The organism is Halomonas rhizosphaerae (assembly GCF_030012485.1).
GTDB lineage: Bacteria > Pseudomonadota > Gammaproteobacteria > Pseudomonadales > Halomonadaceae > Halomonas > Halomonas rhizosphaerae.
This window is the reverse complement of sequence record NZ_JASCQQ010000039.1, coordinates 1-22,062: the sequence shown is the minus strand read 5'-3', so window position 1 is coordinate 22,062 and position 22,062 is coordinate 1. Positions and strand designations below refer to the sequence as shown.

The 22,062-nt window shown below is 64.3% G+C and carries 19 protein-coding genes; 13 read left to right on the top strand and 6 right to left on the bottom strand.

Annotation, left to right across the window (positions count from 1 at the left end):
* The first annotated feature begins 109 nt into the window (after positions 1 to 109).
* Positions 110 to 2,617 (top strand): EAL domain-containing protein, encoded by a 2,508-nt coding sequence (locus tag QLQ86_RS18640; RefSeq protein ID WP_282817984.1) that lies wholly within the window; start codon positions 110 to 112, stop codon positions 2,615 to 2,617.
* A gap of 24 nt (positions 2,618 to 2,641) precedes the next feature.
* On the opposite strand, the gene QLQ86_RS18635 is transcribed toward QLQ86_RS18640, so the two are convergent.
* Both QLQ86_RS18635 and ftsZ read right to left on the bottom strand, forming a co-directional pair.
* Positions 2,642 to 3,382, bottom strand: a complete 741-nt coding sequence (locus QLQ86_RS18635; protein WP_282818199.1) for a sensor domain-containing diguanylate cyclase — start codon at positions 3,380 to 3,382, stop codon at positions 2,642 to 2,644.
* A gap of 21 nt (positions 3,383 to 3,403) precedes the next feature.
* The gene (ftsZ, locus tag QLQ86_RS18630) at positions 3,404 to 4,486 is read right to left on the bottom strand and encodes a cell division protein FtsZ (RefSeq protein WP_282817983.1); all 1,083 of its coding nucleotides are present in this window, start codon (positions 4,484 to 4,486) and stop codon (positions 3,404 to 3,406) included.
* A 211-nt stretch (positions 4,487 to 4,697) separates the two neighbouring features.
* On the opposite strand from ftsZ, the gene QLQ86_RS18625 reads away from it, so the two are divergent.
* From QLQ86_RS18625 to QLQ86_RS18615, 3 genes are read left to right on the top strand one after another with little or no spacing between them, the layout of a single operon-like run.
* The gene (locus QLQ86_RS18625) at positions 4,698 to 5,726 is read left to right on the top strand and encodes a HAMP domain-containing protein (RefSeq protein WP_282817982.1); all 1,029 of its coding nucleotides are present in this window, start codon (positions 4,698 to 4,700) and stop codon (positions 5,724 to 5,726) included.
* A gap of 6 nt (positions 5,727 to 5,732) precedes the next feature.
* The gene (locus tag QLQ86_RS18620) at positions 5,733 to 6,392 is read left to right on the top strand and encodes a methyl-accepting chemotaxis protein (RefSeq protein ID WP_282817981.1); all 660 of its coding nucleotides are present in this window, start codon (positions 5,733 to 5,735) and stop codon (positions 6,390 to 6,392) included.
* A 9-nt stretch (positions 6,393 to 6,401) separates the two neighbouring features.
* Positions 6,402 to 6,572 (top strand): hypothetical protein, encoded by a 171-nt coding sequence (locus QLQ86_RS18615; RefSeq protein ID WP_282817980.1) that lies wholly within the window; start codon positions 6,402 to 6,404, stop codon positions 6,570 to 6,572.
* A gap of 73 nt (positions 6,573 to 6,645) precedes the next feature.
* On the opposite strand, the gene QLQ86_RS18610 is transcribed toward QLQ86_RS18615, so the two are convergent.
* Entirely contained in the window at positions 6,646 to 6,996 is a 351-nt protein-coding gene (locus QLQ86_RS18610; protein WP_282817979.1) for a hypothetical protein, read from the bottom strand.
* A 159-nt stretch (positions 6,997 to 7,155) separates the two neighbouring features.
* Here QLQ86_RS18610 and fliD (QLQ86_RS18605) point away from each other — a divergent pair, with 159 nt between their 5' ends.
* The 3 genes from fliD (QLQ86_RS18605) to QLQ86_RS18595 all read left to right on the top strand — a co-directional run bounded on the left by fliD (QLQ86_RS18605) (position 7,156) and on the right by QLQ86_RS18595 (position 11,401).
* Positions 7,156 to 8,520, top strand: coding sequence for a flagellar filament capping protein FliD (gene fliD, locus QLQ86_RS18605; protein WP_282817978.1), 1,365 nt, complete (start codon positions 7,156 to 7,158; stop codon positions 8,518 to 8,520).
* 92 nt (positions 8,521 to 8,612) lie between these two features.
* Positions 8,613 to 10,028 carry a flagellar filament capping protein FliD gene (gene fliD / locus QLQ86_RS18600; RefSeq protein ID WP_282817977.1) on the top strand — a complete coding sequence of 472 codons (1,416 nt, stop codon included), beginning with the start codon at positions 8,613 to 8,615 and terminating at the stop codon, positions 10,026 to 10,028.
* Positions 10,029 to 10,291: 263 nt separating this feature from the next.
* Positions 10,292 to 11,401: a FliC/FljB family flagellin gene (locus tag QLQ86_RS18595; protein WP_282817976.1), complete on the top strand. Its 1,110-nt coding sequence runs from the start codon at positions 10,292 to 10,294 to the stop codon at positions 11,399 to 11,401.
* A gap of 147 nt (positions 11,402 to 11,548) precedes the next feature.
* On the opposite strand, the gene QLQ86_RS18590 is transcribed toward QLQ86_RS18595, so the two are convergent.
* Positions 11,549 to 12,691 (bottom strand): sensor domain-containing diguanylate cyclase, encoded by a 1,143-nt coding sequence (locus tag QLQ86_RS18590; protein ID WP_282817975.1) that lies wholly within the window; start codon positions 12,689 to 12,691, stop codon positions 11,549 to 11,551.
* A 348-nt stretch (positions 12,692 to 13,039) separates the two neighbouring features.
* Between QLQ86_RS18590 and QLQ86_RS18585 the strand changes: the two genes are divergently transcribed.
* The 3 genes from QLQ86_RS18585 to QLQ86_RS18575 all read left to right on the top strand — a co-directional run bounded on the left by QLQ86_RS18585 (position 13,040) and on the right by QLQ86_RS18575 (position 16,638).
* Entirely contained in the window at positions 13,040 to 14,713 is a 1,674-nt protein-coding gene (locus QLQ86_RS18585; protein WP_282817974.1) for a methyl-accepting chemotaxis protein, read from the top strand.
* Between the two features lie 25 nt (positions 14,714 to 14,738).
* On the top strand, positions 14,739 to 15,317 hold the full coding sequence (locus QLQ86_RS18580) for a transglycosylase SLT domain-containing protein (protein ID WP_282817973.1): 579 nt from the start codon (positions 14,739 to 14,741) through the stop codon (positions 15,315 to 15,317).
* 337 nt (positions 15,318 to 15,654) lie between these two features.
* Positions 15,655 to 16,638, top strand: a complete 984-nt coding sequence (locus QLQ86_RS18575; protein ID WP_282817972.1) for an OmpA family protein — start codon at positions 15,655 to 15,657, stop codon at positions 16,636 to 16,638.
* An 8-nt stretch (positions 16,639 to 16,646) separates the two neighbouring features.
* Here QLQ86_RS18575 and QLQ86_RS18570 read toward each other — a convergent pair whose 3' ends face one another.
* The gene (locus QLQ86_RS18570; protein WP_282817971.1) at positions 16,647 to 17,186 is read right to left on the bottom strand and encodes a FlgO family outer membrane protein; all 540 of its coding nucleotides are present in this window, start codon (positions 17,184 to 17,186) and stop codon (positions 16,647 to 16,649) included.
* Between the two features lie 144 nt (positions 17,187 to 17,330).
* Here QLQ86_RS18570 and QLQ86_RS18565 point away from each other — a divergent pair, with 144 nt between their 5' ends.
* On the top strand, positions 17,331 to 18,290 hold the full coding sequence (locus QLQ86_RS18565) for a Bug family tripartite tricarboxylate transporter substrate binding protein (RefSeq protein WP_282817970.1): 960 nt from the start codon (positions 17,331 to 17,333) through the stop codon (positions 18,288 to 18,290).
* Positions 18,291 to 18,310: 20 nt separating this feature from the next.
* On the opposite strand, the gene QLQ86_RS18560 is transcribed toward QLQ86_RS18565, so the two are convergent.
* Entirely contained in the window at positions 18,311 to 19,069 is a 759-nt protein-coding gene (locus tag QLQ86_RS18560) for a putative metalloprotease CJM1_0395 family protein (RefSeq protein ID WP_282817969.1), read from the bottom strand.
* 88 nt (positions 19,070 to 19,157) lie between these two features.
* On the opposite strand from QLQ86_RS18560, the gene QLQ86_RS18555 reads away from it, so the two are divergent.
* Complete coding sequence (locus tag QLQ86_RS18555) at positions 19,158 to 19,385, top strand: DUF2835 domain-containing protein (protein WP_282817968.1); 228 nt, start codon at positions 19,158 to 19,160, stop codon at positions 19,383 to 19,385.
* Positions 19,386 to 19,676: 291 nt separating this feature from the next.
* Positions 19,677 to 22,062, top strand: a 2,386-nt coding sequence (locus QLQ86_RS18550) for a GAF domain-containing protein (RefSeq protein WP_282817967.1), incomplete at its 3' end; no start/stop codon positions are given.

Sequence of the window (22,062 nt, the reverse complement as noted above, 5' to 3'; positions counted from 1 at the left end):
CGACATCAAGAAACGCCCGTTTGCTGCGGTTTCCTGTCTCGGCCAACCTGCGTAAGGTACATCGCTTTTGCTTGATGTTGATCAAGACGCCACTTCTGTACGAGACGCCATGACGCAAGAGCTTCCCGTAGAGCGCATCATGCACACTGGCCTGCTGTCCTGCACGCCGGACACACCGCTGTGTGAAGCCGCCGCGCGCATGGCAGAGCGGCGTTGCAGCTCGATGCTGGTGATGGAGGGCACCCAGGTCGTCGGCATCTGGACCGAGCACGACACCCTGTTCGTCGATTTCGGCGACCCTGAGGCCGTGCAGCTGCCCATCAAACGGGTGATGAGCCGACCGGTCGCCACTATCCATCAAGCCACGCCGATCGGAGAGGCGGCGCTACGTTTCAGTGCCGAGCGGCGACGCCATTTGCTGGTGGTGGATGATGCCGGTACCCCTCGAGGTATCCTGTCCCAGACAGATATGGCGCTGAACCAGGGGCTGGAGCCCTATCTGCGCTTACGCGAAGTAGGCGCTGCAATGCGCAGTCGCCCGCTGTTGCTGCAAGGCAAGCTGACGCTGAAAGAGGCAGCCGAGTGCATGCGCCGCGGCGGCTGTGATGCGGCTGTGGTGATGTGCCGGGATGGGCAGCTCGGCATACTCACCGAGCGTGATCTGGTGCGGTTCGTGGCCTGCCATCCGGGGGCCACGGCTGTCGGCGAGCTCGCCAGTCGACCGCTGCTCACGGTAGGTGTCGAGGATGCGTTGATTCATGCACGCGACTTGCTGATCGACCATCGCGTCCGCCATCTGGGCGTGCTTGATGATCGGGGCGGGGTCGTCGGGCTGCTGGGTTTCCAGGATTTGCTGGCAGGAGCCGAGCACCTTTACCTGGACGACTTGCGCGAGGCCCTGGAGCAGCGCGACCAGGCACTGGCACAGTCGCGACGGAATCTGCAGCTGGCAGAGCGTGTGATCGATTCTTCCCTGGAAGGCATCATCATCACCGATGCCCGGACCCGCATCGAGTTCGTAAACCCGGCCTTCACGCACATGACTGGCTACAGCCTGGAGGAGGCGGCGGGGCGCACCCCGGCGATGCTCTCTTCGGGACGGCATGATGTCGGCTTCTACCAAAACATGTGGCAGACGTTGCAGGAGCACGGCCACTGGCGTGGCGAGATCTGGAACCGTCGCAAGAGCGGGCAGCTCTATCTGGAACTGCTAACCATCACCGCTATCCGCAACGACCAGGGCGAGGTCACCAATTACGCTGCGTTGTTCACCGATATCACCCACATCCGCGAGAATGAGGAACAGGTTCGTCGCCTGGCCTACTATGACCCCTTGACCCGGCTGCCCAACCGGCGCTTGCTGGAGGATCGTCTGGAGCTGGCGATTCTCCATGCACATCGTCATCAGCAGCGGCTGGCGGTGATCTTCCTCGACCTTGACCACTTCAAGCAGGTCAACGACGCCCTGGGGCATGCGGTGGGTGATGAGCTGCTGCTCAAGGTCTCCCAGCGGTTGCGCGGGCACCTTCGTGAGGATGACACCCTGGCACGCCAGGGTGGCGATGAATTCATCGTACTACTCAACGAGGTGGAAGAGGTCGACGACGTCACGCGCGTGGCGCGTCGGCTTGTGGAGTCGGTGAGCTCGCCCTTCGAGGTGGGTGGGCAGATCTTCCGTGTCGGCTGCAGCCTCGGCATAAGCCTCTATCCGGACGACGGTGCGAAAGTCGAGACACTGGTGCGTCATGCCGATGCCGCTATGTACCGCGCCAAGCAGGAAGGGCGCAATACCTATCGACTGTTCCGCGCCGAGATGCACCAGCAAGACCACCGTCTACTGGAACTGGAGACCGCGCTGCGCACTGCCGCCGAAACCGGCGAGGGGCTGGACGTGCACTATCAGCCGCTTTTCAATCGCGACAGCGGTCAGGTTCAGGGCGCCGAGGCTTTGCTGCGCTGGCATCATCCGTCGTTAGGCCACGTCTCTCCCGGTGACTTCATTCCCTTGGCCGAGCGGTCGGGGTTGATCCTGCCGCTGGGTGAGCGACTGATGCACCTGGTGGCTAGCCAGCTGCATGATTGGCTGGTCGCTGGCCTCGAGCCGCCACGCATCGCCGTCAACCTGTCGGGACGTCAGTTCTGGCAGAGTGATCTGGTGGCTCAGGTCCGCGCGCTCCATGCGAACTATTGCCTGCCCCCGGGGCAGATCGGATTCGAACTCACCGAGAGCATCCTGCTCGACAAGCAGCAGCAGGCGGTGCATACCCTGAAGGCGCTGCGCGAGATGGGCTGTCGCATCGCCATCGACGACTTCGGCACCGGCTACTCCTCGCTGAGCTACCTGCAAGAGCTACCGGTGACTACCGTCAAGATCGACCGCAGCTTCATCCGGGGCCTGGGCGAGTGCCGCGGCAGCGCCGCCATCGTCGCCGCGGTGACCGGCCTGGCCAAGGAGCTTGGCCTCAGAGTGGTGGCCGAAGGTGTGGAGACCGAGGACCAGCTGGAGGCGCTATCCCGCTATCACGTCGACCTGATCCAGGGCTACCTCACCGGTCGTCCTGTGGCAGCCGAGGCTTTTGCCGCCCATTACCTCATTACTGAAGGCCCATCAGGTTGATCGGTCGTCCTCCGGTCGGGCGGTTCATGCGCTGACCACGTCATTTCGGCCTCGTGCCTTGGCCTCATAGCTTGTCGCATCTGCGCGGTTGACCACGTCATTGATGGCCTGGTCCGCCCGCTGGAAGTCGCTGACGCCGATGCTGACCGTCACCCGCCACGTCCTCCCGTGCTGTTCCAGGCTAAGGTCCGTGATACGCGCTCGCAGCGATTCGGCGATACGCATGGCCCGGGTCAGCTCGCAGCCCGGCAGCAGCATGGCGAACTCATCGCCGCCCTGGCGAGCGGCATGGTCACTGCTGCGGGTCTCGGCGCCCATCGCGGCGACTACCTGCTGGAGCATCTCGTCGCCCAGGGCATGACCGCCCTCGTCGTTGATGCACTTGAAGTGGTCCAGGTCGAATAGCAGCACGGCCAGAGGGGTACCGACCTTCTGCCACTCGGTGAAGGCCTCCTCTAACCGGCGCTCGACGCCGCGGCGGTTGAGTAGCCCGGTCAGCGGATCATGCTCCGCTTCGCAGCGGCGCAGGGCATCCTTGTGCTGGCGCTGGGTGATATCCCGCACGGCCCCCACCAGGCTTATGAACTCGCCGTCCACGCTAATCGCATTGGTGTGCACGTCCAGCCAGATCGGCTCGCCGTTCTCGCCGCAGTAGCGGAATTGGCGATCGAAATCCTGATGGTGTAGGAGGCAGGCCTGCCAGGCTTCTACCACCGGGGCGCGATTCTCCTCGTGAAGGTGCCGGGCCCAGGTCGCAAGCCGGATCTCCGTCGCTCATTTCGGTTCTCAGCGCTTCAGGTCATCCAGGAACCGGGTGATATCCAGCAGCGTTTCGCCCTGACGCGGCAGCGGAGCACCCTGCAGGCGGGGCTTGTCAGCGGCCGGGCGGGCATCGCGGGAGGCGCTCTCGCCGGCCATCTGCAGGCCGGTGGCCACCAGGCTTACCCGTAGTTCACCGGTCATGGCCATGTCGATGGAAGTGCCAGCGACCACCAACGCCTCTTCGCTGGCGAAACCGGATACCAGCTCGCCCACCTCATTGAACTCCTCGAGGGAAAGATCCGGCCCGGCAGTGATGCTGACCAGCATTCCGGCAGCCCGGGTCAGGTCGGTGGCTTCCAGCAGTGGGTGGTCCATCGCTGCCATCACGGCATCATGGGCGCGTTGCTCCCCCTCGGCCTGGCCGGAGCCGATGCGCGCCCGTCCCGGGTGGCGCATCACCGCGGCCACATCGGCGAAGTCGATATTGATCAGCCCCGGGTTGGTGATCACCTCGGCGATGCCGCCCACCGCCTGGCGCAGCACATCGTTCACCTCGGCAAAAGCACGCATCATCGAGGCGCCGGGGCCGAGGGCCGGCAGCAGCCTGTCATTGGGTACCACCACCAGTGAGTCCACCTCCTCGCTGAGAACCTCGATGGCCTGAGTGGCCGCCTGGCCTCGCCTCGCGCCTTCGAAGGTGAAGGGGCGGGTGACCACGGCCACAGTGAGAAGCCCCATTTCCCGAGCCATGGAGGCGATCAATGGGACCGCGCCGCTGCCGGTGCCGCCACCCATGCCGACCATCAGAAACAGCATGTCGCCCCCGGCCAGCCGGGCGCGCAGCACGTCGTGGCTCTCCTCGGCGGCGCGATGGCCGACCTCGGGGGAACTACCCGCGCCCAGGCCGCGAGTGGTCTGCCGGCCGATAGGCAGTGCTACCTCCTGGGGTAGGGCCTGCAGTGCCTGGCGGTCAGTGTTGACTGCGATGAAGTCGACGCCCGGCAGGTGGCTATCCAGAAGGTGGCGGATGGCGTTACCACCACCTCCGCCCACGCCCATTACCTTCAGGCTGGCGGGATATTCTACGGGATTGATTGTTTCGCGCATCGTGGCCCTTTATCGGCTGTCTCGTGAGCAAGGAGGCCCTTTTCAAGGCTCGCTGATAGAGATGGGTATCGGCACTCGGCGGAATCCCTTGAAAGGGGGCCGCTCAAGATGTGGGACAGAGCACTGATACAGAGGCTTTCGGCTCAAGCGTGTGGCACCCGCTCGCCGGCCGATCACCCTCGCTCAACCCACGAGTGCCCTCAAGTTCACATTGCTGAAAATCCGACTGCTTATCGCCACCGTGGTGGTTATCATCTTCGCCTTGATACTTAATACCTCGGCCAGCTACGTCACCGTGAAGTCGCACAATGACGACCAAGTGGCGGGTAACCTGGCCGCTGTGGCCAGCGGCAATGCCAAGGCCATCGGCGAGGGGCTGGATGCCCGCCTCACCATGTTGGAGGCCGTGCCGGCTTCTGGCCCCGAAGTCGACCCGCTGCCCCCGCTTCGGCAGCTGGCCGTCTCGGGTAATTTCCAGATGAGCTCCCTGGCCAGCGCCGCCGACGGCGACACCGTCTTCTCTAATGGCTTCGAGGGCACAGCGGACTTCGATCCCCGCGAACGCCCTTGGTATCGCGCCGCGATAGAGGCTGGCGAGTCCATCGTGACGCTGCCCTATGTCGACGTGGCAACCGATGCCTTGGTGGTGACCCTGGCTGCTCCGGTCAAGCGCAACGGCCAAGTGGTCGGCGTGGTCGGTGGCGATGTGGCCATCGACACCATCGTCGACACTGTAGGCGCCATCGCCCCCACGCCGTCCAGCTTTGCCTTTCTGGCCGCCGCCAACGGCGTCCTGATCGCCCACCCTGATCCTGAGCTGGCGCTGGAGCCGGTGGCCCGCCTGGGTGGCGCGCTCGACGGCGAACGCCTGGCCGAGCTCGCCGCCACCGAGGCGCCCCTGGCGGTGACCCTCGGTGAGCAGGCCGTACGGCTCTTCGCCGAGGGCATCCCTGGTACCGACTGGCAGCTGGTGGTGGCCCTGGACGAACACGAGGCCACCGCAGGCCTGCGCGACGTGCTCTTGAGCTCGCTGGTCACCCTGCTGGTGGTCGCGCTGGGGGCGGTGCTGCTGCTGGGCGCGTTGCTGCGCCTCGCCTTCCGCCGCCTGCTGGCCGCTCGCGACGCCATGGCCGACATCGCCAGCGGTCACGCCGATCTTACCCGTCGCCTGCCCGAGGAAGGCCGCGATGAGGTGGCGCAGATGGCTGAGGCTTTCAACCGCTTCATGTCGCGCATGTAAGGGGTGATGCTCACCATCCGCGACAGCAGCCAGCAAGTGCGCCTGGCTGCCGGCGAAATCACTCACGGTAATCAGGACCTCTCGCGGCGTACCGAGAGCGCTGCCGCCAGCCTGCAGGAGTCCTCCGCCTCCATCGAGCAGCTCAGCAGCACCGTGGGCCATACCGCCGACTCCGTCCGCGAGGCCAACGGCCTCTCTCAATCCGCCACCGAGGTGGCCGGAAAAAGTGGCGAGGAGATGCAGCAGGTGGTGAGCACCATGGAGGAGATTCGCGACGCCTCTGGGCAGATCGTCGCCATCGTCAAGGTGATGGACGGCATCGCCTTCCAGACCACCCTGCTGGCGCTCAATGCCTCGGTGGAGGCCGCCCGCGCCGGCGAGGCGGGCCGCGGCTTCGCTGTGGTGGCTGGCGAGGTACGCCAGCTGGCTACCCGCTCCGCTCACGCCTCCCGCGAGATCCGCGAACTCATTGACCGCTCCGAGACCAAGGTGGAGGGCGGCACTGCCCAGGTGCGCCAAGCCGGCGACACCCTGCAGACGCTGGTGGAACGGGTGAACCGTGTGGCCGAGGTGCTCGGCGAAATCAACGCCGCCACAAATGAGCAGAGCGACGGCATCGGTCAGGTCAATCTTGCGGTAGCCGACCTCGACCGAGTGACCCAATAGAACGCCGCCTTGGTGGAGGAGTCCACCGTCGCCGCCGAGCAGATCAAGGAGCAAGCCGACCGTCTCGCCGAGGCCGTGGACAGCTTCACCGTCGGAGAAGGGGAGCGCGATGGCCGTGGGGACTCAGCCGGCAGTATCGGCGGTCATCAGGTGGTCGCGCCGCTGCCCGCACACGCCTGATCCCCATCGAACCGTGCAGCCGGCTTGCGCGGCGGTATGGAAGCCTTGGCGGCTAGGCAGCAACGCCAAGGTGTCAGCGCTTCAACTCTTGGGCGCGGCGGTAGAGCTGGCGCACCCGGGCCACCGCGGTGGCCTCGTGCTCGTCCAGCGGCAGCGTCTGGCTACTGTCATCGGTGCTGCTCCTGCGCGCCGCCTCTACCGCCTCGGCGTGGCGGCGCAGCAGGTGCTCCAGGTTCATGCGGATCATGGTGCGCTCCAACTCGAACTCCGTCTTGAAGGTCTTGATGCGTTCGCGCACCGCCGGGTCGGTGGTCATCATCAAGCGTACCGTCAAGGTGTCGCTGACCATGCTCTCGGTGGCCTTGAGCTGTGGCATCAGGTCGTGGAGCAGCTCGTGGGCGGTGATGGTCTCGCCGTTGGACAAGGTAGGGCTCCTCGTTCAGTAAGTGGGTTCGATAGGCTGGGGGTTGTATCGGCCGTCGTGCCGTCGGCTTGAGTCGGCGACCCGGAGTGTTAAAGTTCTGCCTCTTCCCGCCGAATACCGGGGTAGTGGTATACATTCACCGGCCAAAGGCAGTGTTTCATGGCTAGCATTTCCTCGCTCGGCATCGGCTCCGGGCTCGACCTCAACGGACTGCTCGACCAGCTGCGCGATGCCGAGCGCGGCAAGCTCGAGCCGGTTGCCGCCCAGCAGCAGCAGCAGGAATCGCGCATCTCGGCCCTGGGGCAGCTGCAGTCGGCCATGACCAAGTTCCAGGACAGCGTGGCGACCCTGGAGGATGCCTCGCTCTACGAGAGCCTCTCGGCCAGCGGTGGCGGCGATACCCTCTCCGCCAGCGTGGATGCCACCGCTCAGCCCGGCAGCTACAACGTCGAGGTGACCGACCTGGCCAAGGCTGGCACCCTGGCCACCGAGCGCGTGGACGCGACGGACCAGCCCATCGTCGATGCCGATGGCACCCTGAACCTGAATTTCGCCGGGGCCGAGGTAGATGCGGTGCCCGTGGCGATCGCCGCCGATAGCACACTCGTGGATATCCGCGACGCCATCAACGCCAAGGCAGATTCTGGCGTCAGCGCCTCGATCATCAATGATGGCGAAGGCTATCGGCTGGCGATGAACTCCCGCGACACCGGCGAAGCGGCTGCCATCGCCTCCACCAACTTCGCCGACCTGGCTGCCGGCAACCTCTCGGCGACGCCCGGCACCGAGATCGCCCAAGGCGGCCAGGATGCCGCGCTGACCATCAACGGTATCGCCATCACCAGCACCACCAATCAGGTGGAGGAAGCCATCCAGGGCGTGACCCTGGACCTCCAGGCCGCGGGCAGCACCACCCTGAGCGTGGAGCAGGATACCCTCAAGGTGCGCGAGGCGGTCTCCGGCTTTGTCGACTCCTTCAACGCCCTCAAGGGCACCATCGGCGAGCTCACCGCCTACGATGCCGAGACCGGCCAGGCCGGCGAGCTCAATGGCGACCGCACCGTGCGCACCGTGGAGTCGCGGCTGCGTGGCGTGCTCTCCGGCGGCGTGGCGGAAGGCGAGCTCAACATGCTCAGCGAGGTGGGCATTTCGCTGAAGCGCGACGGCACCCTGGAGCTGGACGAGGGGGGGCTGGGCGAGCAGGTCGGCGGCAACATGGCCGCCCTCGGCGAGTTCTTCGCCGGCGGCGAGGGCAATGCCGGCATGGCCGGGCGCGTAGGCGACGCCATGGGGCAGATGCTCGACGACAGCGGCCTGGTCTCGCGCGCCGTCGAGGGGGCTGAGGGCCGCCTGGACCGCCTGGGGGATCGCTACACCCGCATGGAAGAGGGCGTGGAGCGCACCATCGAGCGCTACCGCACCCAGTTCGGCCAGCTCGACGGCATGATCGCCGAGATGAACCAGACCAGCAGCTACCTGACCGAGCAGTTCGCTAACCTGGATGCCCAGCTGAACCAGGGTTGATGCCGGCCTCGCGGCGGGGCTAAAGCTTTCCGCCGCCCGGCCGATACTCCCTGTCAGGCCCACCGCGGGTCATGACACAGGATGCACTGCCCATGGCAACCATCACCTCCCTTGGGGTGGGATCCGGCCTGGATCTCACCGGTCTCCTCGACCAGTTGCGCGATGCCGAGCGCGGCAAGCTGGAACCCCTCAAGACTCAGCAGGCGCAGCAGGACGCCCGGATCTCCGCCTACGGCAGGCTGCAGACTGGCGTCGACAAGCTGCAGAGCGCCGCCGCGGCGCTGAACGATTCGGCGCTCTTCCAGCAGCTTTCCGTCGTCGTGCAGGGCGATGGCCTCACGGCCTCTGCCAGCGAGACGGCGAGCCCCGGCCGCTACGACGTCACGGTCACGCGCATCGCCACCGCCGGCACCCTGGCGACGGACGCCGCCCCCACCCGGGACGAGCCGCTGTTTACCGAGGCCACCACCCTGACCCTGGACCTCGGCGCCACCTACAAGGCGGATGGCAGCTTCGATGACACCGCCGCGCCGCTCAACAGCGTGACGATCGACATCGCGGCCGGCAGCAGCCTGGAAGCGGTGCGCGATGCCATCAATGCCAACGCGGAGGCCGGCGTGACCGCTGCCATCGTCAACGATGGCAACGGCTATCGCCTGGCGCTGAGCTCCGAGGAGACCGGTGCCGAGGCCTCGCTGGTGGGGCTCAGGTTAGAGAATGTCGCGGACCCGCTGGCCGCCGTGCCGCTCGGTGAGGATGCCGCCACCCTGCGCCCCGGCAACGACGCCGAGCTGGATATCAACGGCATCACCATTACCAGCGCCACCAACACCGTGGCGGAGGCCATCCAGGGGGTGAGCCTGACGCTGAGCCCCGAGGCGGCGGGCAGCACCCTGGGCGTGACCGTCAGCCGGGACGATGGCTCGGTGAAGGAGGCGCTCGACAAGTGGGTCTCCGCCTACAACGAGCTGCAGTCCACCATCGGTCGCATGACAAAGCCGGCCACCGAGGGCGCGTCCTCGGGTGAGCTGATCGGCGATCGCACCGTGCGCACCCTGGAGTCGCGCATGGTGCGTGACCTGACCAGCGCCGTGCCGGGCGGGGAGTTTGCGCTGCTCGCCGACCTGGGCGTTTCGCTGAACAAGGAGGGCCGGCTGGAGGTCGATGAGGAAACACTGGATGCCGCCCTTGCCGACTCCCCCGGCGGGGTGGCGGCGTTCTTCGCCGGCGACAGCGAGGAGGCCGGCATGGCGGGCACGTTCAATGCCAGCCTGGAGCGCATGCTCGATGACAATGGTTTGATAAGTAACGCCATCGAGGGAGCCGAGAGCCGCGTCGACAGCCTTGGCGAGCGCTATGCCCGCATGGAGGCCAGCGTGGAGCGCACCATCGAGCGCTATCGGGTGCAGTTTGGGCAACTGGACAGCATGATCGCCAGCATGAACCAGACCAGCAGCTACCTGATGCAGCAGTTCGACTCGCTGAATGCCCAACTCGGCCGCGACTGACGTCACGCCGCCTGGCCTCCCCGACATCGCCCCGGCTTTTAAGCCGGGGCGATGTCGTCTGGCACCCCTGCCGGATCGGGTGGCGTCAAGTATCCAAGTCTCCTTCGGCAAAAAATGGTGATCCGTGCCTAAAGTTCGCCGCCGGAGGGCCGTTATAGAGAGTAACGGCCAACGGCGCCGTTGTGGCAGGCCCGCTGGGCCTTGAACATCAATCGCAGCGGGCCCGCCATTGGAGCCCTCAACAGCTTGGAAGGAATCACACCATGTCAGTGATCAATACCAACATTACCTCCATGATCGGGCAGCAGAACCTGTCCAAGTCACAGAACGATCTGCAGACTAGCATGGAGCGTCTCTCCTCCGGCCTGCGTATCAACAGCGCCAAGGATGATGCGGCGGGTCAGGCCATCGCCAACCGCATGTCTTCACAGATCACCGGTCTCGGTCAGGCACAGCGTAACGCCAACGACGGTATCTCTGCAGCTCAAACTGCCGAGGGTGCTCTGAATCAGGTTAATGACAACCTACAGCGTGTGCGTGAGCTGAGTGTTCAGGCACAGAATGGTACAAACTCAGGAGATGATTTGAACTCCATTCAGGCTGAAATTGATCAGCGTGTAAAGGAGATCAATAGAATTTCTGACGAGACTAGTTTTAACGGTGTTAAAGTTCTCTCGAAAGATGACAGCCTTACTATTCAGGTAGGTGCAAATGATGGAGAGTCCATTGAGGTTGGTCTTGAGGAGATTAACTCTACTACACTTAGCCTTGATTCATTTAATGTGAACGGATACGTTGCAAACACTACAGCTTATGCCGATGGCGATCTGACTGACTCGGAAGGAAACGATATTGCAGCGGCAGAGGTCACTGTTACAGACTCGAGCACAGCAGGAAATACAAATGCTTTGGTAGAAGATGATGCTGGAAACTATTTCATTGAGAGTGATGATGGGGGCGGTAATCCAGACTCAGTGAAATACTATGCAGTGAGTGAAAGTGATTTTGATATCACGGATAGCCCTGACGGTGGCACGACAGCGGCGACATTGGAGGTTACATTTGATACAGCCGATGCTGGTCAAGTTAATGCAAGAACCGAAGGTCCGCTGGCTGCTCTTGATACGGCACTTGGAAAAGTAGATACTCTTCGCTCAGATCTCGGTGCCATTCAAAACCGTTTTGAGTCTGCCATCACCAATTTGCAGACAAACGAAACGAACCTTTCTGCTGCCCGTTCGCGCATTGAAGATGCCGACTATGCCTCTGAAGTAGCAGATATGACTCGCAGCCAGATTCTGCAGCAGGCGGGCACTTCCGTCCTCGCTCAGGCCAACCAGATCCCGCAGAACGTGCTGTCCCTGCTGGGTTAATCTAAAGCCCTTGCGTCAGACCTCGGGGAAGGTTCTCTTCCCCATGGTTCGCACCGAACCGGCTCCCATCGTGGGGCCGGTTTCTTTCTTCGGGAGGTCGCATGACGGTGGATGACCATCAGCGGGTGATTGATGTGCTTCAAGCCGTCATCGACGATACCCAGCACACACTCGACCGCTTCGAGGCCACCGGCATGGAGACCGAGATGCCGGAGGATTACGAGAAGCTGTTGGCCATTCTCTATGGCGCCGTGACCCAACAGCGGGCGCATACGTTGGCGATACTGGACGCCTTGTATCCTCCGGGCATGGGCTCAACGTGAGACGCCACGGGACCGCTTGGCGCGCAGCAGGTCGCGATCGGCGCGCTCCACCAGCGAGGTGAAGTCGTCGTGGGGCGTGAAATCGGCGATGCCCAGGCCGATAGTGCAGCCGCAGCGCTGGGCCACCGTCGCGCGCAGGCGCTCCGCCAGGTGCCATGCGTCTTCGGCGCGTGTGTCGGGCAAGCACAGCCACGAACTCGTCGCCGCCAAAGCGGCCCGGCAGGTCGCTCTCGCGCAGGTTCTCGGCGAGTGTCTGGGCCACCTCGCGCAGGATGGCGTCGCCGGCCAGGTGGCCTTGGGTGTCGTTGACCGCCTTGAAGCCGTCGATATCGAGGATCAGCAGCGCCAGCGGGACTTGCTGGCGGCGGGCGCGCTGCATGGCGTGCTCGGTCAGGGCGATCAGCTGACGGCGGTTGGCGATGCCAGTGAGCTCGTCGCGGCTGGCCAGCTCTTCGAGCCGGGCGTTGGTGGCACGGAGCTCGGCGGTGCGATCCTCCACCAGCGCCTCGAGGCGGGCATTCTGTTCCTCCAGGGCCTGGCGCGCCAGGCGCAGCTCAGTCACGTTCTGGGAGATGCCGAACAGGTGGGTGGTGCGCCCCTGCTCGTCGTGCAGCGGCACCAGCAGGGTCAGCCACTGCAACGGCTCGTCATTCACCTTGTGGAAGTGGCCGGTCTCCTCGTAGCGGATCGGCCGGTTGCAGGCCAGGCACTCGCGGTAGTGGCCGATGACGCTGCGCGCCTGCTCGGGGTTGGGCAGCAGCTGCTCGATGGCCAGCCCTACGCAGGGGTAGCCGATGGTCGCCTGCTGGGAGGGGTTCACCGCCTCCACCACGAAGTGCTGCGGTGTCTCCACGCGGATCAGGAACATGTGCTCGGGGAAGTGCTCCCAGATCTCCTGGAGCAGGGCGCGCCCCTGGTGGTGGGTCAGCATGGCGTGAAAGGCCGAAGGCGGAGGTTGATGCGTCATGGGCGGGCCGCAAGGTGGGTAGCGTTCAGGCCAGCCTAGTGCGGCGTGGAGGGTGTCGCAAGTTGCCTACGTTAAAGCCATGAATGTTCGGCAGATGAGGACGGTTCAAGCCGTTCCGCCACGCCTACCAGAACGCACTATTTTTCCTAATGGGGCGCCTTATCGGCATTCTCTCCTGATGCCATGCCCACTTGAGCCCGCAAGAACCTGTCTGTCGGCATTTACCAGCGTCCTGACAAGATTGTCGGCGCAGGCTCAAGTTCTGGTGCTTCAGGCCGATGAGTCTCCCGGAAAATCGGTGTGGCAAACGGTCATATCGTCGGGCAGTAATGACCAATGGAGCAGTAGATGCAGAACCTGTCGATTCGTGCCGGCTTGCTGACGGCATTCGGGGCCCTGGTGGTGATGATCCTGGCGATCAGTGCGCTCAGTTTTCACTCACGCAATGTCAGTGGCTCGGCCCTGGAGGATCTGGCATCCATCAATATCATTCAGAGCAATACCGCCAACCGGGCCGAGGTCAATGTCGCCGAGATGCGCAACCATATCGTGCGCTTTGGGGAATATACCCGCGCCGGCCGCGAGGCCGATGCTGCCAGAGAGATCGCTCAGGCCGGCGAGGCGTTGCAGCGGGCCGACGAGCGCATGGCCGCCTTCGAGAGCGTGACTATCGGCGACTCCAGCGAGCGCGCACGCTTTGTGGAGCAGATCGCCACCGCATACCACGAGTTGATGAGCTCTGATTTCCGGCAAGCGGTGCTCGCGGGCAATATGGAGGGTATCTTCGTCCATCGCGAGCAGGTCACCGAGGCGGGGGACCGCTTCGCTGGGCTGGTGCAGGACTTCATCCACTTCTCGGAAGAGCGGGCTGCCATGCGCTTCGCTAAGGCAGAGGAGGTCGGCGACTGGCTGGCCATGCTCAATCTGGCGGTGCTGATCCTGGCCCTTCTGGTGGCCGCGGTGGTGTTCGTGGCCATCAGCCGGCAGATCGTCACCCCACTTCGTGAGGCCGTGGTGCACTGCCGCCGGGTCGCCGAGGGGGATCTCACGGCGCGGATCGCAGATCGCGGCAGCAATGAGATCGGCCAGCTGTTCACCGCCCTCGGCGATATGCAGCAGCGGCTGAAGAGTCTGGTGTCGACCCTGCAGCAGAGCAGCGACAGCGTGGCCACCGGTGCCTCGGAGATTGCCGCCGGCAGTCAGGACCTTTCCGCGCGTACCGAGCAGCAGGCCGCGGCCCTGCAACAGACGGCTTCGAGCATGGACGAGATCGCCTCCACGGTGCATCAGAACACCGAGACCTCGGGAAAGGCCAACGAGCTCTCGTCTCGTGCCGCCGAACAAGCAGAGGACGGTACCCGTGAGGTGGAGGAGACCGTGGCGCTGATGCAGGCCATGGAACAGAGTTCGCGGCAGATCCGTGAGATCATCGAGGTAATCGACTCCATCGCCTTCCACACCAACATCCTGGCACTTAACGCCTCGGTGGAGGCGGCCCGGGCCGGCGAGCACGGCAAGGGCTTCGCCGTGGTGGCAAGCGAGGTGCGCACCCTGGCCAGCCGCACCGCGGGCTCCTCGAAGCAGATTCGCGGCATGATTGAGGATGTGTCCCAGCGTATCCAGTCTGGATCTGATCAGGCCGGACGCAGTGGGGCCAAGATCCGCGAGGTGGTGGCGGTAATTCGCCAGGTGGCCGACCTGATGGGCGAGCTCTCGCTTTCGGCTCGGGAGCAGCAGTCCGGTGTGGAACAGGTGGGTGCCGCCGTGACCGAGATGGATTCGGTGACTCAGCAGAATGTGTCCCTGGTGGAGCAGACCAGCACCGCCGCTACCCTGGAGGCGGAATCGAAGCGCCTGGCCGAGTTGATCGATACCTTCCGGGTGGAGGCCGCTGGGGCCAGAGGGGAACAGCGTGAAGTCACAGCGACGTCTCGCCACGCCCGCCGGGAGGAAGCCCGTCGCCAACCCGAGCGATCCAGGGCCGAGGCCGGCCAGTGCAAACTGGAGTGGGAGGCCTTCTAGGATCATGCGAGCCACAGACTATCGAATGGCATGCTTTCGCCCCCTGGTGGGACTGGCGTTGTCGGTGATGCTCTCCGGCTGCGCCCTGCTGGCCCCGGCGCCGCCCGAGAACCAGTCGAACATCTGCGAGATTTTCCGCGAGCAGCCGGATTGGTACGATTACGCCCGGGCCTCACATGAGAAGTGGGGCACGCCTATTGTCATCCAGATGGCCTTCATCGAGCGCGAGTCCAGCTTCCGCAGCCATGTAAAACCGCCCCGGACCAAGCTGCTGGGCTTCATTCCCTGGCGGCGGCCTTCCTCGGCCTATGGCTACGCCCAGGCACAGGACCCGGTATGGGGCGAATACGAAGGGGAGGCGGGTCGCTTGTTCGCGCGGCGCACTCACATGAAGCACGCCACCGACTTCATCGGCTGGTACAACGCCCGCACCCGGCGCATGACGGGCGTTTCCTTGCATAACCCCGAGCACCTCTACCTGGCCTATCACGAGGGGCAGGGCGGCTATCGACGCGGTTCCTGGCGCGGCAAGCCCGCTGTCCAGCGCGCCGCTCGCCAGGTCGCCACCACCGCCTCGCGCTATCGCAGTCAGCTCGCCGCCTGAGAGGCGGAGTTTCGCTGCGATGGCCTGCTAGAGATCTGGCCATTCTGTCGCTGATTACCGGCCGATCGAGGCCATTCGAGCTTACTGCCCTTCAGATCCTCGATGCCTGGGTGTTGCTGTTGGCTGCGTCGGTCTGTCAGAGACGTTCCGACACCCGGTCGAAGGCGGTAAGCACCCTTGGCATGGCCTCGCCGGCGATCCGGGGTCGGTTGACGAATGTCTGGACGCTTCCGTCGTTCGGGCGAATGCGTATATATGCCCGGTTGTGCCGGAGATCGCTTGCGCTTAAGGTTGGCGACTTTCTGCACATGCCCGAGGGGTGCCCGGAGGGGGCTGCATGATCGACGAGCACCGCGGGCAGGGCCGCTACGATAACCTCATGCGACCCCTGCCGCCGGACGAGGACGCCAGCGGCTGGATGGTCAGCTATATCGACGTCATGACCCTACTGGTGGCACTTCTGGTGCTGATCATCACGTTAGGCGAGATTGGCAGTGGCTCCGGAGAGACGGAGTCGGTTTCTGAGCCACACGCGGGGGTGTTGGCGTCGGTGGAGCTTGGCGTCCCACTGCCTGAGTCACTGCAACGGGTCTTGGCCGACCGAAATGTCAAACTTGTCGAGCGCAGCAGCGTATCAGCCCGAGCCATCTCGGCAGCGCTGGGGGTAGCCGGCTTGCCAGCGTCTCGCACCTTGCCACCCCCTGAGCTTCTGGCTCGTGCGGACTCGGCGGTATCGGGCGTCGAGGAATTATCTGCCGGGCCGCAGTGGCTGATGCCCACTGATGTCGACCTATCTCGCCCGCTGGCCGACTATCTGGTGGTGTTAACCGACAGACCGCCCTCTGGTGTCGAGAAGGTCGATAAAGCCGCCATCGCCGGGGCACGCGTCGTGACAGAATCGTTGGAAGATGCCCCGTATCTGGCGGATCTGGCGGGCATGGAGGTCTCGCGGATTCCCGAAGGCGTCCGGCTACGGGTCGAGGATCGCCTGCTTTTCCCGACTGCCGAGGCCGAGTTGACCGAGGAGGGGCGTGCCCTTGTAACCGAGAGGCTGCGCGAGATGGTTCAGCGTCACCCGGGTGACGTAGCGGTGGAAGGGCATTCCGATAGTCGATCAATCAATACCGACCGATTCCCCTCTAACTGGGCTCTGTCCAGCGCCCGGGCCATTGCCATTGTCGAGGCGCTGGTTGAGGCGGGCGTTTCCCCGGCGAGGCTGCGCGCCGTGGGCCTGGCCGATACGCGCCCGTTGGAAAGCAACGATAGCGCCGAAGGGCGTGCCCGCAACCGCCGCGTGGAAGTGGTGATCCAGGCGAGGTGAGTCACAGGTCAACGTGCGCGCAGCAGTTCACGCAGGTTGCCGTCGAGTGCCAGCGAAAGACTGCTACTGCCCAGGACACGGTCAGTGCGTAACTCCACCACGCGAAGTGCCAGGTAGAGGCGATCATGCCCCTGAGCATAGGTCCCGATCAGCAACGTCCTGGCGCCTTCCCGGCTTCCCAGCCGGCGAACCTGACGGGTCAGCAGACCGTCACTGCCGCTCACTTCCAGCAACTGTCGGCCCTCGAGCAGAACCTCTCGCACCTGCATTCCTTCACGGGCCAGTGCCGCGGCCGATAGCTCTGCGGCGATTCGGTCGAAGGGCGATGCCCGCCCTGTGCCATCCACGTCGATGAACGAGGCCATGATCATCGGGCCCCGATCGGTGAGATCCGGGAACGCCTCGACCATGCCGTGCATGGTGTCGTCTAGGGCATCCGCCAGCCCCGGTTCAGGTGGTGCGTTGTAAAGCGCGCCTTCATGGCGAGCGCAACCGGTCAGGCCCAGCAGGAACAGCAGGAGGCAGGCCAAACGTAGAGGGTAGGGCATGATGGGGAATCTCCAGGGACGATTTCGGTGAGTAGATCGGCGGGACTTCCGCTAACTTGAAGACGAATGACTTGAACCTGGCTGCTTGCATTCCACGCCTATCAAGACAAGCCTTTAGGCTGATATGGAGCAGGAGAATCAAGGATGCCCCGATTGGGCTACAGCTGGCTGTTGGTGAGTCTGCTCTGGATCGTGCTGGCGGGGTCGGCACTGGCCGAAGAAGAGAGAAGGGATGACGTCAGCCTGATCATTCCCTTCGGTCCCGGCGGAGCGAGCGATGTCCTGTTCCGCGACCTGGCCAGGGCCGCCGAGCCGCATCTCGGCTTCTCTCTGCAACCTGTGAATCGCCCCGGTAATGGAGGTGTACGCGGCGCCCTGGAAGTAAAGGAGGCGGAGCCGGATGGCCACACCCTGCTTGCTAGTCATCAGGCGCTGTCGCTCTCATTCCTGTCAGGTGCCGCACCGTTTTCGCATGTCGCCTTCGAGCCGGTGGCACTTCTCACCCGGACCGTGAATATCCCCGCAGCAAGTCGCAGCCTTGGCATTACCTCGGCTGCAGAGCTGGTAGTCCATATACAGGAACATCCTGGGGCGCTTCGAGTGGGGATGATTCGCGGCGCCACGGATCACTTTTTCTGGCGCCAGTTCTCCCGCACGACGGGCCTGCCGGTCTCTGACATTGGCTGGGTCGGCTACCCCGACACTGGCGCCCAGGTGGCGGCCCTGTTGGCCGGCGAGATAGACCTGGCGATGCTCAACCTGCCCTCTGGCGAGTTACTCTTCACGCATGGTGCTCTTGTCCCGTTGGGGGTCGCCGATCAATCCCGGATCTCCGCATTGCCGAAGGTACCGACCCTGAAGGAGCAGGGGATCGATCTGGTCAACACTACCGATCGCGAGCTCTTTGCGCCTCGGGGCAGCGACCCTGCCTTTCTCGAGCAGGTCGCGGCGGCCTTCGGTAAGGCCCTCGAGCAGCCCACGAGGGTCGAGCACCTTGAGCGTGACTACGGCACACGGGTTGACTTCCGGCCACTGGAAAAGCATGCGGCCTATCTCGAGGCGCAAGCGTATAATCTGGCCTCCCGGATGTCAGAGGTCCCCTGAGGTCGTGCGGTGGTGGGATATCAGGCGAGGCTGCGCAGGCTCTCCTGGGCGCCGACATTGGCGGCACGGGCGATGATGTCGTACTGGCTGAGTTGGACGACGGGCTCGGCTTCCGTGGTCGTGTGACCCTGTTCAGCGTCTGACGCTGCCTGGCCTTGGATCTCCGCTGACTGAGAGGACTCGGTCGCCTGTGCATCGCCGCGGGCGCGATTCATCTCGCTGTGCTGCTGGGCCATCTCCAACTGGGCGATGAGCAGGTACTGACGCGCTCGGGCCGCGACCTGATGGTACTTCGGGGAAGGGTCGGCCGGCGCGAGGGCGGCGCTGATCACCTGTTGCATCTTGTCGATGGTGGCGCGCGGGTCACCCTGTACCGGGCCGTAATCGATGGGTACCTCACCTGCCACCACGTAGCGCTTGCCGTCCGGCCCGCGGGCATAGTCGTAGCTGGGCGAGCCGGTATAGGCTCCGCCGGCGACCTGATGGGCCAGTTCGTGCTGGCGTACCTCCTGGTCGGTCACCTTCATCTGTTCCACCTGACGCAGCTCGGCCTCGCTCAATGTCTCTGCGCCGGGTTTGGTCGGCTCCTCGCCTGGTGTGACCCGCTTGGCTGCATCAGCCGCTTCCCCACGGTGGTTCTCGCGGGTGGGAGCGGCATCGGGTCGAGCTGTCTCACCAAGTTCGCCTCGCGAGCCGCTCTCCTGGGGCGGAACGGTCGCGCCTGCCACGACCTGGTGGGAAGGGAGCGGCACGGGGCCGATGACGGTGGAGGCGAACATGGCAGGATCCTGAGAGCGCCCGGCAGCGAGGGCAATGAGTGGTAAAGTATTAGCGAACTCAGCCTGGACGACAAGTCAGTGGTCCCCGATGCCCAGCATCGACGTGATAATCGAACTTTCTTATGACGCCTGCCTGGCGCACTACGCCGGCCGGGTAGCCAACGTCCAGACCCGCAGCCTGGATGGGCGTCATGTGGTATTTCCCGCCGAGGCGTTGAGACGGGTGGTGACCCGCGACGGCGTGCATGGTCGCTTCAGATTGACGTTCACCAAGTCGGGGCGCTTCTGTGCGATCCAGCGCCTTGGGTCGCCATAATCTCAGCCTCACCGGCGTGGGGTTCTTCGAGCCCAAGTGCAGTATCACCCTGCCGCCGGATGATCGTCCCGAGGCACATCACTCTATGTTTCATCAAGTTGCGAAAAAAGCCGCCGATAACCCAAGAGGCCGGGAATGATACGGTGAAGGTAGTTGGCCGATTGGATGAAGGCAGAGGCTGGCGTCCTCGAGCGAGGCGGCACACCATCTAGGGCACATAACAACAAGGAAGTGACCGGGAGGGTTTCGTTCAGGCCCCTTGGTTGATCATGCGCAGGGAGCATCTCGTTCATGCCGTTCAAGACCCGCGATATTGCCCTGGATAGTTGGCTGCTGATGGTATCGGCGGCTTTCGTGCTGATGGGCCTGGCCGGGATGCTGCAGTGGTTCCACTACCCCCTGCAAACGCTGCTGGGCGCGGATGCCTCACTGGCCGCCATGTTGTCCGGTGTTGGCCTTCTGGCCGTTGTCCAGCACTGGCATCGGGTGCGTCTTCTGGCCGGGTGCGCTCTGCTGGCCTTGATGGGCTATACCCTGCTGCACAATGCCGTGGTCGGCGGCAGTCAGGTGGGCGTCTCCTGGCTGTCCGGGGAGCCGCGCGCTTCCTCGTTGGTCGCCGCCATGTTGGTGGTAGTGGCCAGCTGCTTGTTGTCGGGGCTCGGGCGTAAGCGACTACGGCGAGCATGGTTGATGGGGGGCTTCCTGCTGCTGATCGTCGGCCTATCCGTTCTGGGTGTGACGCTCGTCTTCTCGATAGAGGCTCCTGGCTTGGCGGCGATGACGTCATCCCCGCCGGTGGTGGCGCTGTTCGCGGTAATGTATGGCCTCGGCATGGTGGCGGCGAGTGTCAGGACGGGCCAGAGGAAGCTTCAGCTGGGAAGGGCGGCCGTCACGGTAGGCCTGGCTGGAGCGTTGGTCAGCTGCCTGGCCTGGTACCTGCTCAGCTGGCAGCAGCAGCAACGGATTTACCAGCAGGCCGAGTATCTGCTTGACAACGTCCGTCTCAATGCCGAGCAGGTGATGGGCTCGCACTTGATGTTGATGCAGCGCATGGCCGAGCGGCTGGATGCGTCCGCTGTTGGATTGGAAACCGCGGTACTGAACCGCGATGTGGCCAACTACCTGCGTGATACCCCCAGTCTCGAGGTCATCGGCTTGCTGGGCAGCAACCAGGACTGGCGCTGGCGCCAGTCGCGCAGCGAGGAGGCACAGCGCTGGTTGACCCAGTGGGCGGATTCCGAGCGCGTGCGCGACTGGCTGGCCATGCCCTTTCCCCAGCCGCGCATGATGGTGCCCGATGACGGCGCCCCGGGTCTGGCGATCATGGCGATCGCGTTACCGCGTCGCGACCAGCAACTGGTGGCCGTGCTGGACATGGCCACCCTCCTGGATCGTGAGCTACGCATTCAGCTGGCCGGCTTTCAGGTGAGCCTGGCCCGCGATGATGCGGTGCTTATCTCCCTGGCAGCACCGGGCATGGTGGCCCGTGAGGTAACCGGCTCGCCCGCGTTTGCCTCTCGACACATCGGCTTGTCGGGTGGCCCTATGCTCAGCCCATCGGTGCATACCGGCCCCGAGGCGAGCTGGCTTCAGGCCGGAATAGGCCCCTCAGCCGTGGGCTTGGGGGGGCTGACGCTGACTTATCTGCTGGTCTTCAGCCTGGGGATGGTCCGCCTGGTCCTGGGGCACTCACGGGGGTTGATGGCGGCGCGGGAGCAGCTCGAGCAACAGCAATCCATTCAGGCGATGATTGCCGAGGAAGTCCCGCTCGACCAGACGCTCGATGCCATCTGCCTCATGCTCGAGGGGCAACTGCAGGGAGGGCTATGCTCGATCATGCTGGCCGACGACGAAGGCCGCGCGCTGCGCCTGGTGGCGGGCAACAGTCTGCCGTTGCGCTACCGGGAGGCGATCGGCTCGATTCCCATCGGCGCCGGCATGGGCGCCTGTGGCAGCTCGGCTCATGGCCGTGAAGTGGTGGTCTGCGAGGACCTCGCACATGATCCACGCTGGAAGGGATTCAGGACCCTGGCCACGAACGAGGGGCTCAGGGCCTGCTGGTCCTATCCGGTGATCGCCAGTGATGGTCGGTTGCTGGGCACCTTTGCGACCTACTATCGGCGGCCGGCCAGACCGGACGAGTCCGAACTGGAAATGACGCGTCAGGCCGTGGATCTGGTGGCCCTGGCGGTGGAGCGCGAGCAGGACCGGCGTTCGCTGTGGGAGAGCGAGCAGCGCTACCGCTCGTTGTTCGCCTATAACCCGGATGCGGTGTTTTCACTGGATCTGCGGGGACACTTCGCCACGGCCAATGAGCATTGTTCTTCGCTGACCGGCTTCCCCGTCGAGCAGATCATGGGCGCGCACTTTTCCCAGTTCCTGCAGCCCGACGACCTGGCGTATGTTCAACAGAAATTCGAGATCACCGCGGCCGGCGACCCCTGCCGCTATGAACTGCAGATCCCCCATCGGGACGGCAAGGTCCGCCGCCTGGACATCACGAATCTGCCGATCGTGGTCGGTGAGCGCATCCAGGGGGTCTATGGCATCGCCAAGGACGTGACGCGACGCCGGGAACACGAGACCCGGCTGCGGATCCTCGAGCGCGGCGTGGAAGCCAGCGTCAACGGGGTGCTGATCGCTGACGCAGGCGAGCCCGATCTGCCGATCATCTATG

Coding starts and splice junctions, on each gene's coding strand:
- QLQ86_RS18590 (WP_282817975.1), bottom strand. CDS start 12,691: ATGACGCATCAACCTCCGCCTTCGGCCTTTCACGCCATGCTGACCCAC.
- fliD (WP_282817978.1), top strand. CDS start 7,156: ATGGCTAGCATTTCCTCGCTCGGCATCGGCTCCGGGCTCGACCTCAAC.
- QLQ86_RS18555 (WP_282817968.1), top strand. CDS start 19,158: ATGCCCAGCATCGACGTGATAATCGAACTTTCTTATGACGCCTGCCTG.
- fliD (WP_282817977.1), top strand. CDS start 8,613: ATGGCAACCATCACCTCCCTTGGGGTGGGATCCGGCCTGGATCTCACC.
- QLQ86_RS18575 (WP_282817972.1), top strand. CDS start 15,655: ATGATCGACGAGCACCGCGGGCAGGGCCGCTACGATAACCTCATGCGA.
- QLQ86_RS18620 (WP_282817981.1), top strand. CDS start 5,733: ATGCTCACCATCCGCGACAGCAGCCAGCAAGTGCGCCTGGCTGCCGGC.
- QLQ86_RS18565 (WP_282817970.1), top strand. CDS start 17,331: ATGCCCCGATTGGGCTACAGCTGGCTGTTGGTGAGTCTGCTCTGGATC.
- QLQ86_RS18570 (WP_282817971.1), bottom strand. CDS start 17,186: ATGCCCTACCCTCTACGTTTGGCCTGCCTCCTGCTGTTCCTGCTGGGC.
- ftsZ (WP_282817983.1), bottom strand. CDS start 4,486: ATGCGCGAAACAATCAATCCCGTAGAATATCCCGCCAGCCTGAAGGTA.
- QLQ86_RS18585 (WP_282817974.1), top strand. CDS start 13,040: ATGCAGAACCTGTCGATTCGTGCCGGCTTGCTGACGGCATTCGGGGCC.
- QLQ86_RS18580 (WP_282817973.1), top strand. CDS start 14,739: ATGGCATGCTTTCGCCCCCTGGTGGGACTGGCGTTGTCGGTGATGCTC.
- QLQ86_RS18595 (WP_282817976.1), top strand. CDS start 10,292: ATGTCAGTGATCAATACCAACATTACCTCCATGATCGGGCAGCAGAAC.
- QLQ86_RS18560 (WP_282817969.1), bottom strand. CDS start 19,069: ATGTTCGCCTCCACCGTCATCGGCCCCGTGCCGCTCCCTTCCCACCAG.
- QLQ86_RS18640 (WP_282817984.1), top strand. CDS start 110: ATGACGCAAGAGCTTCCCGTAGAGCGCATCATGCACACTGGCCTGCTG.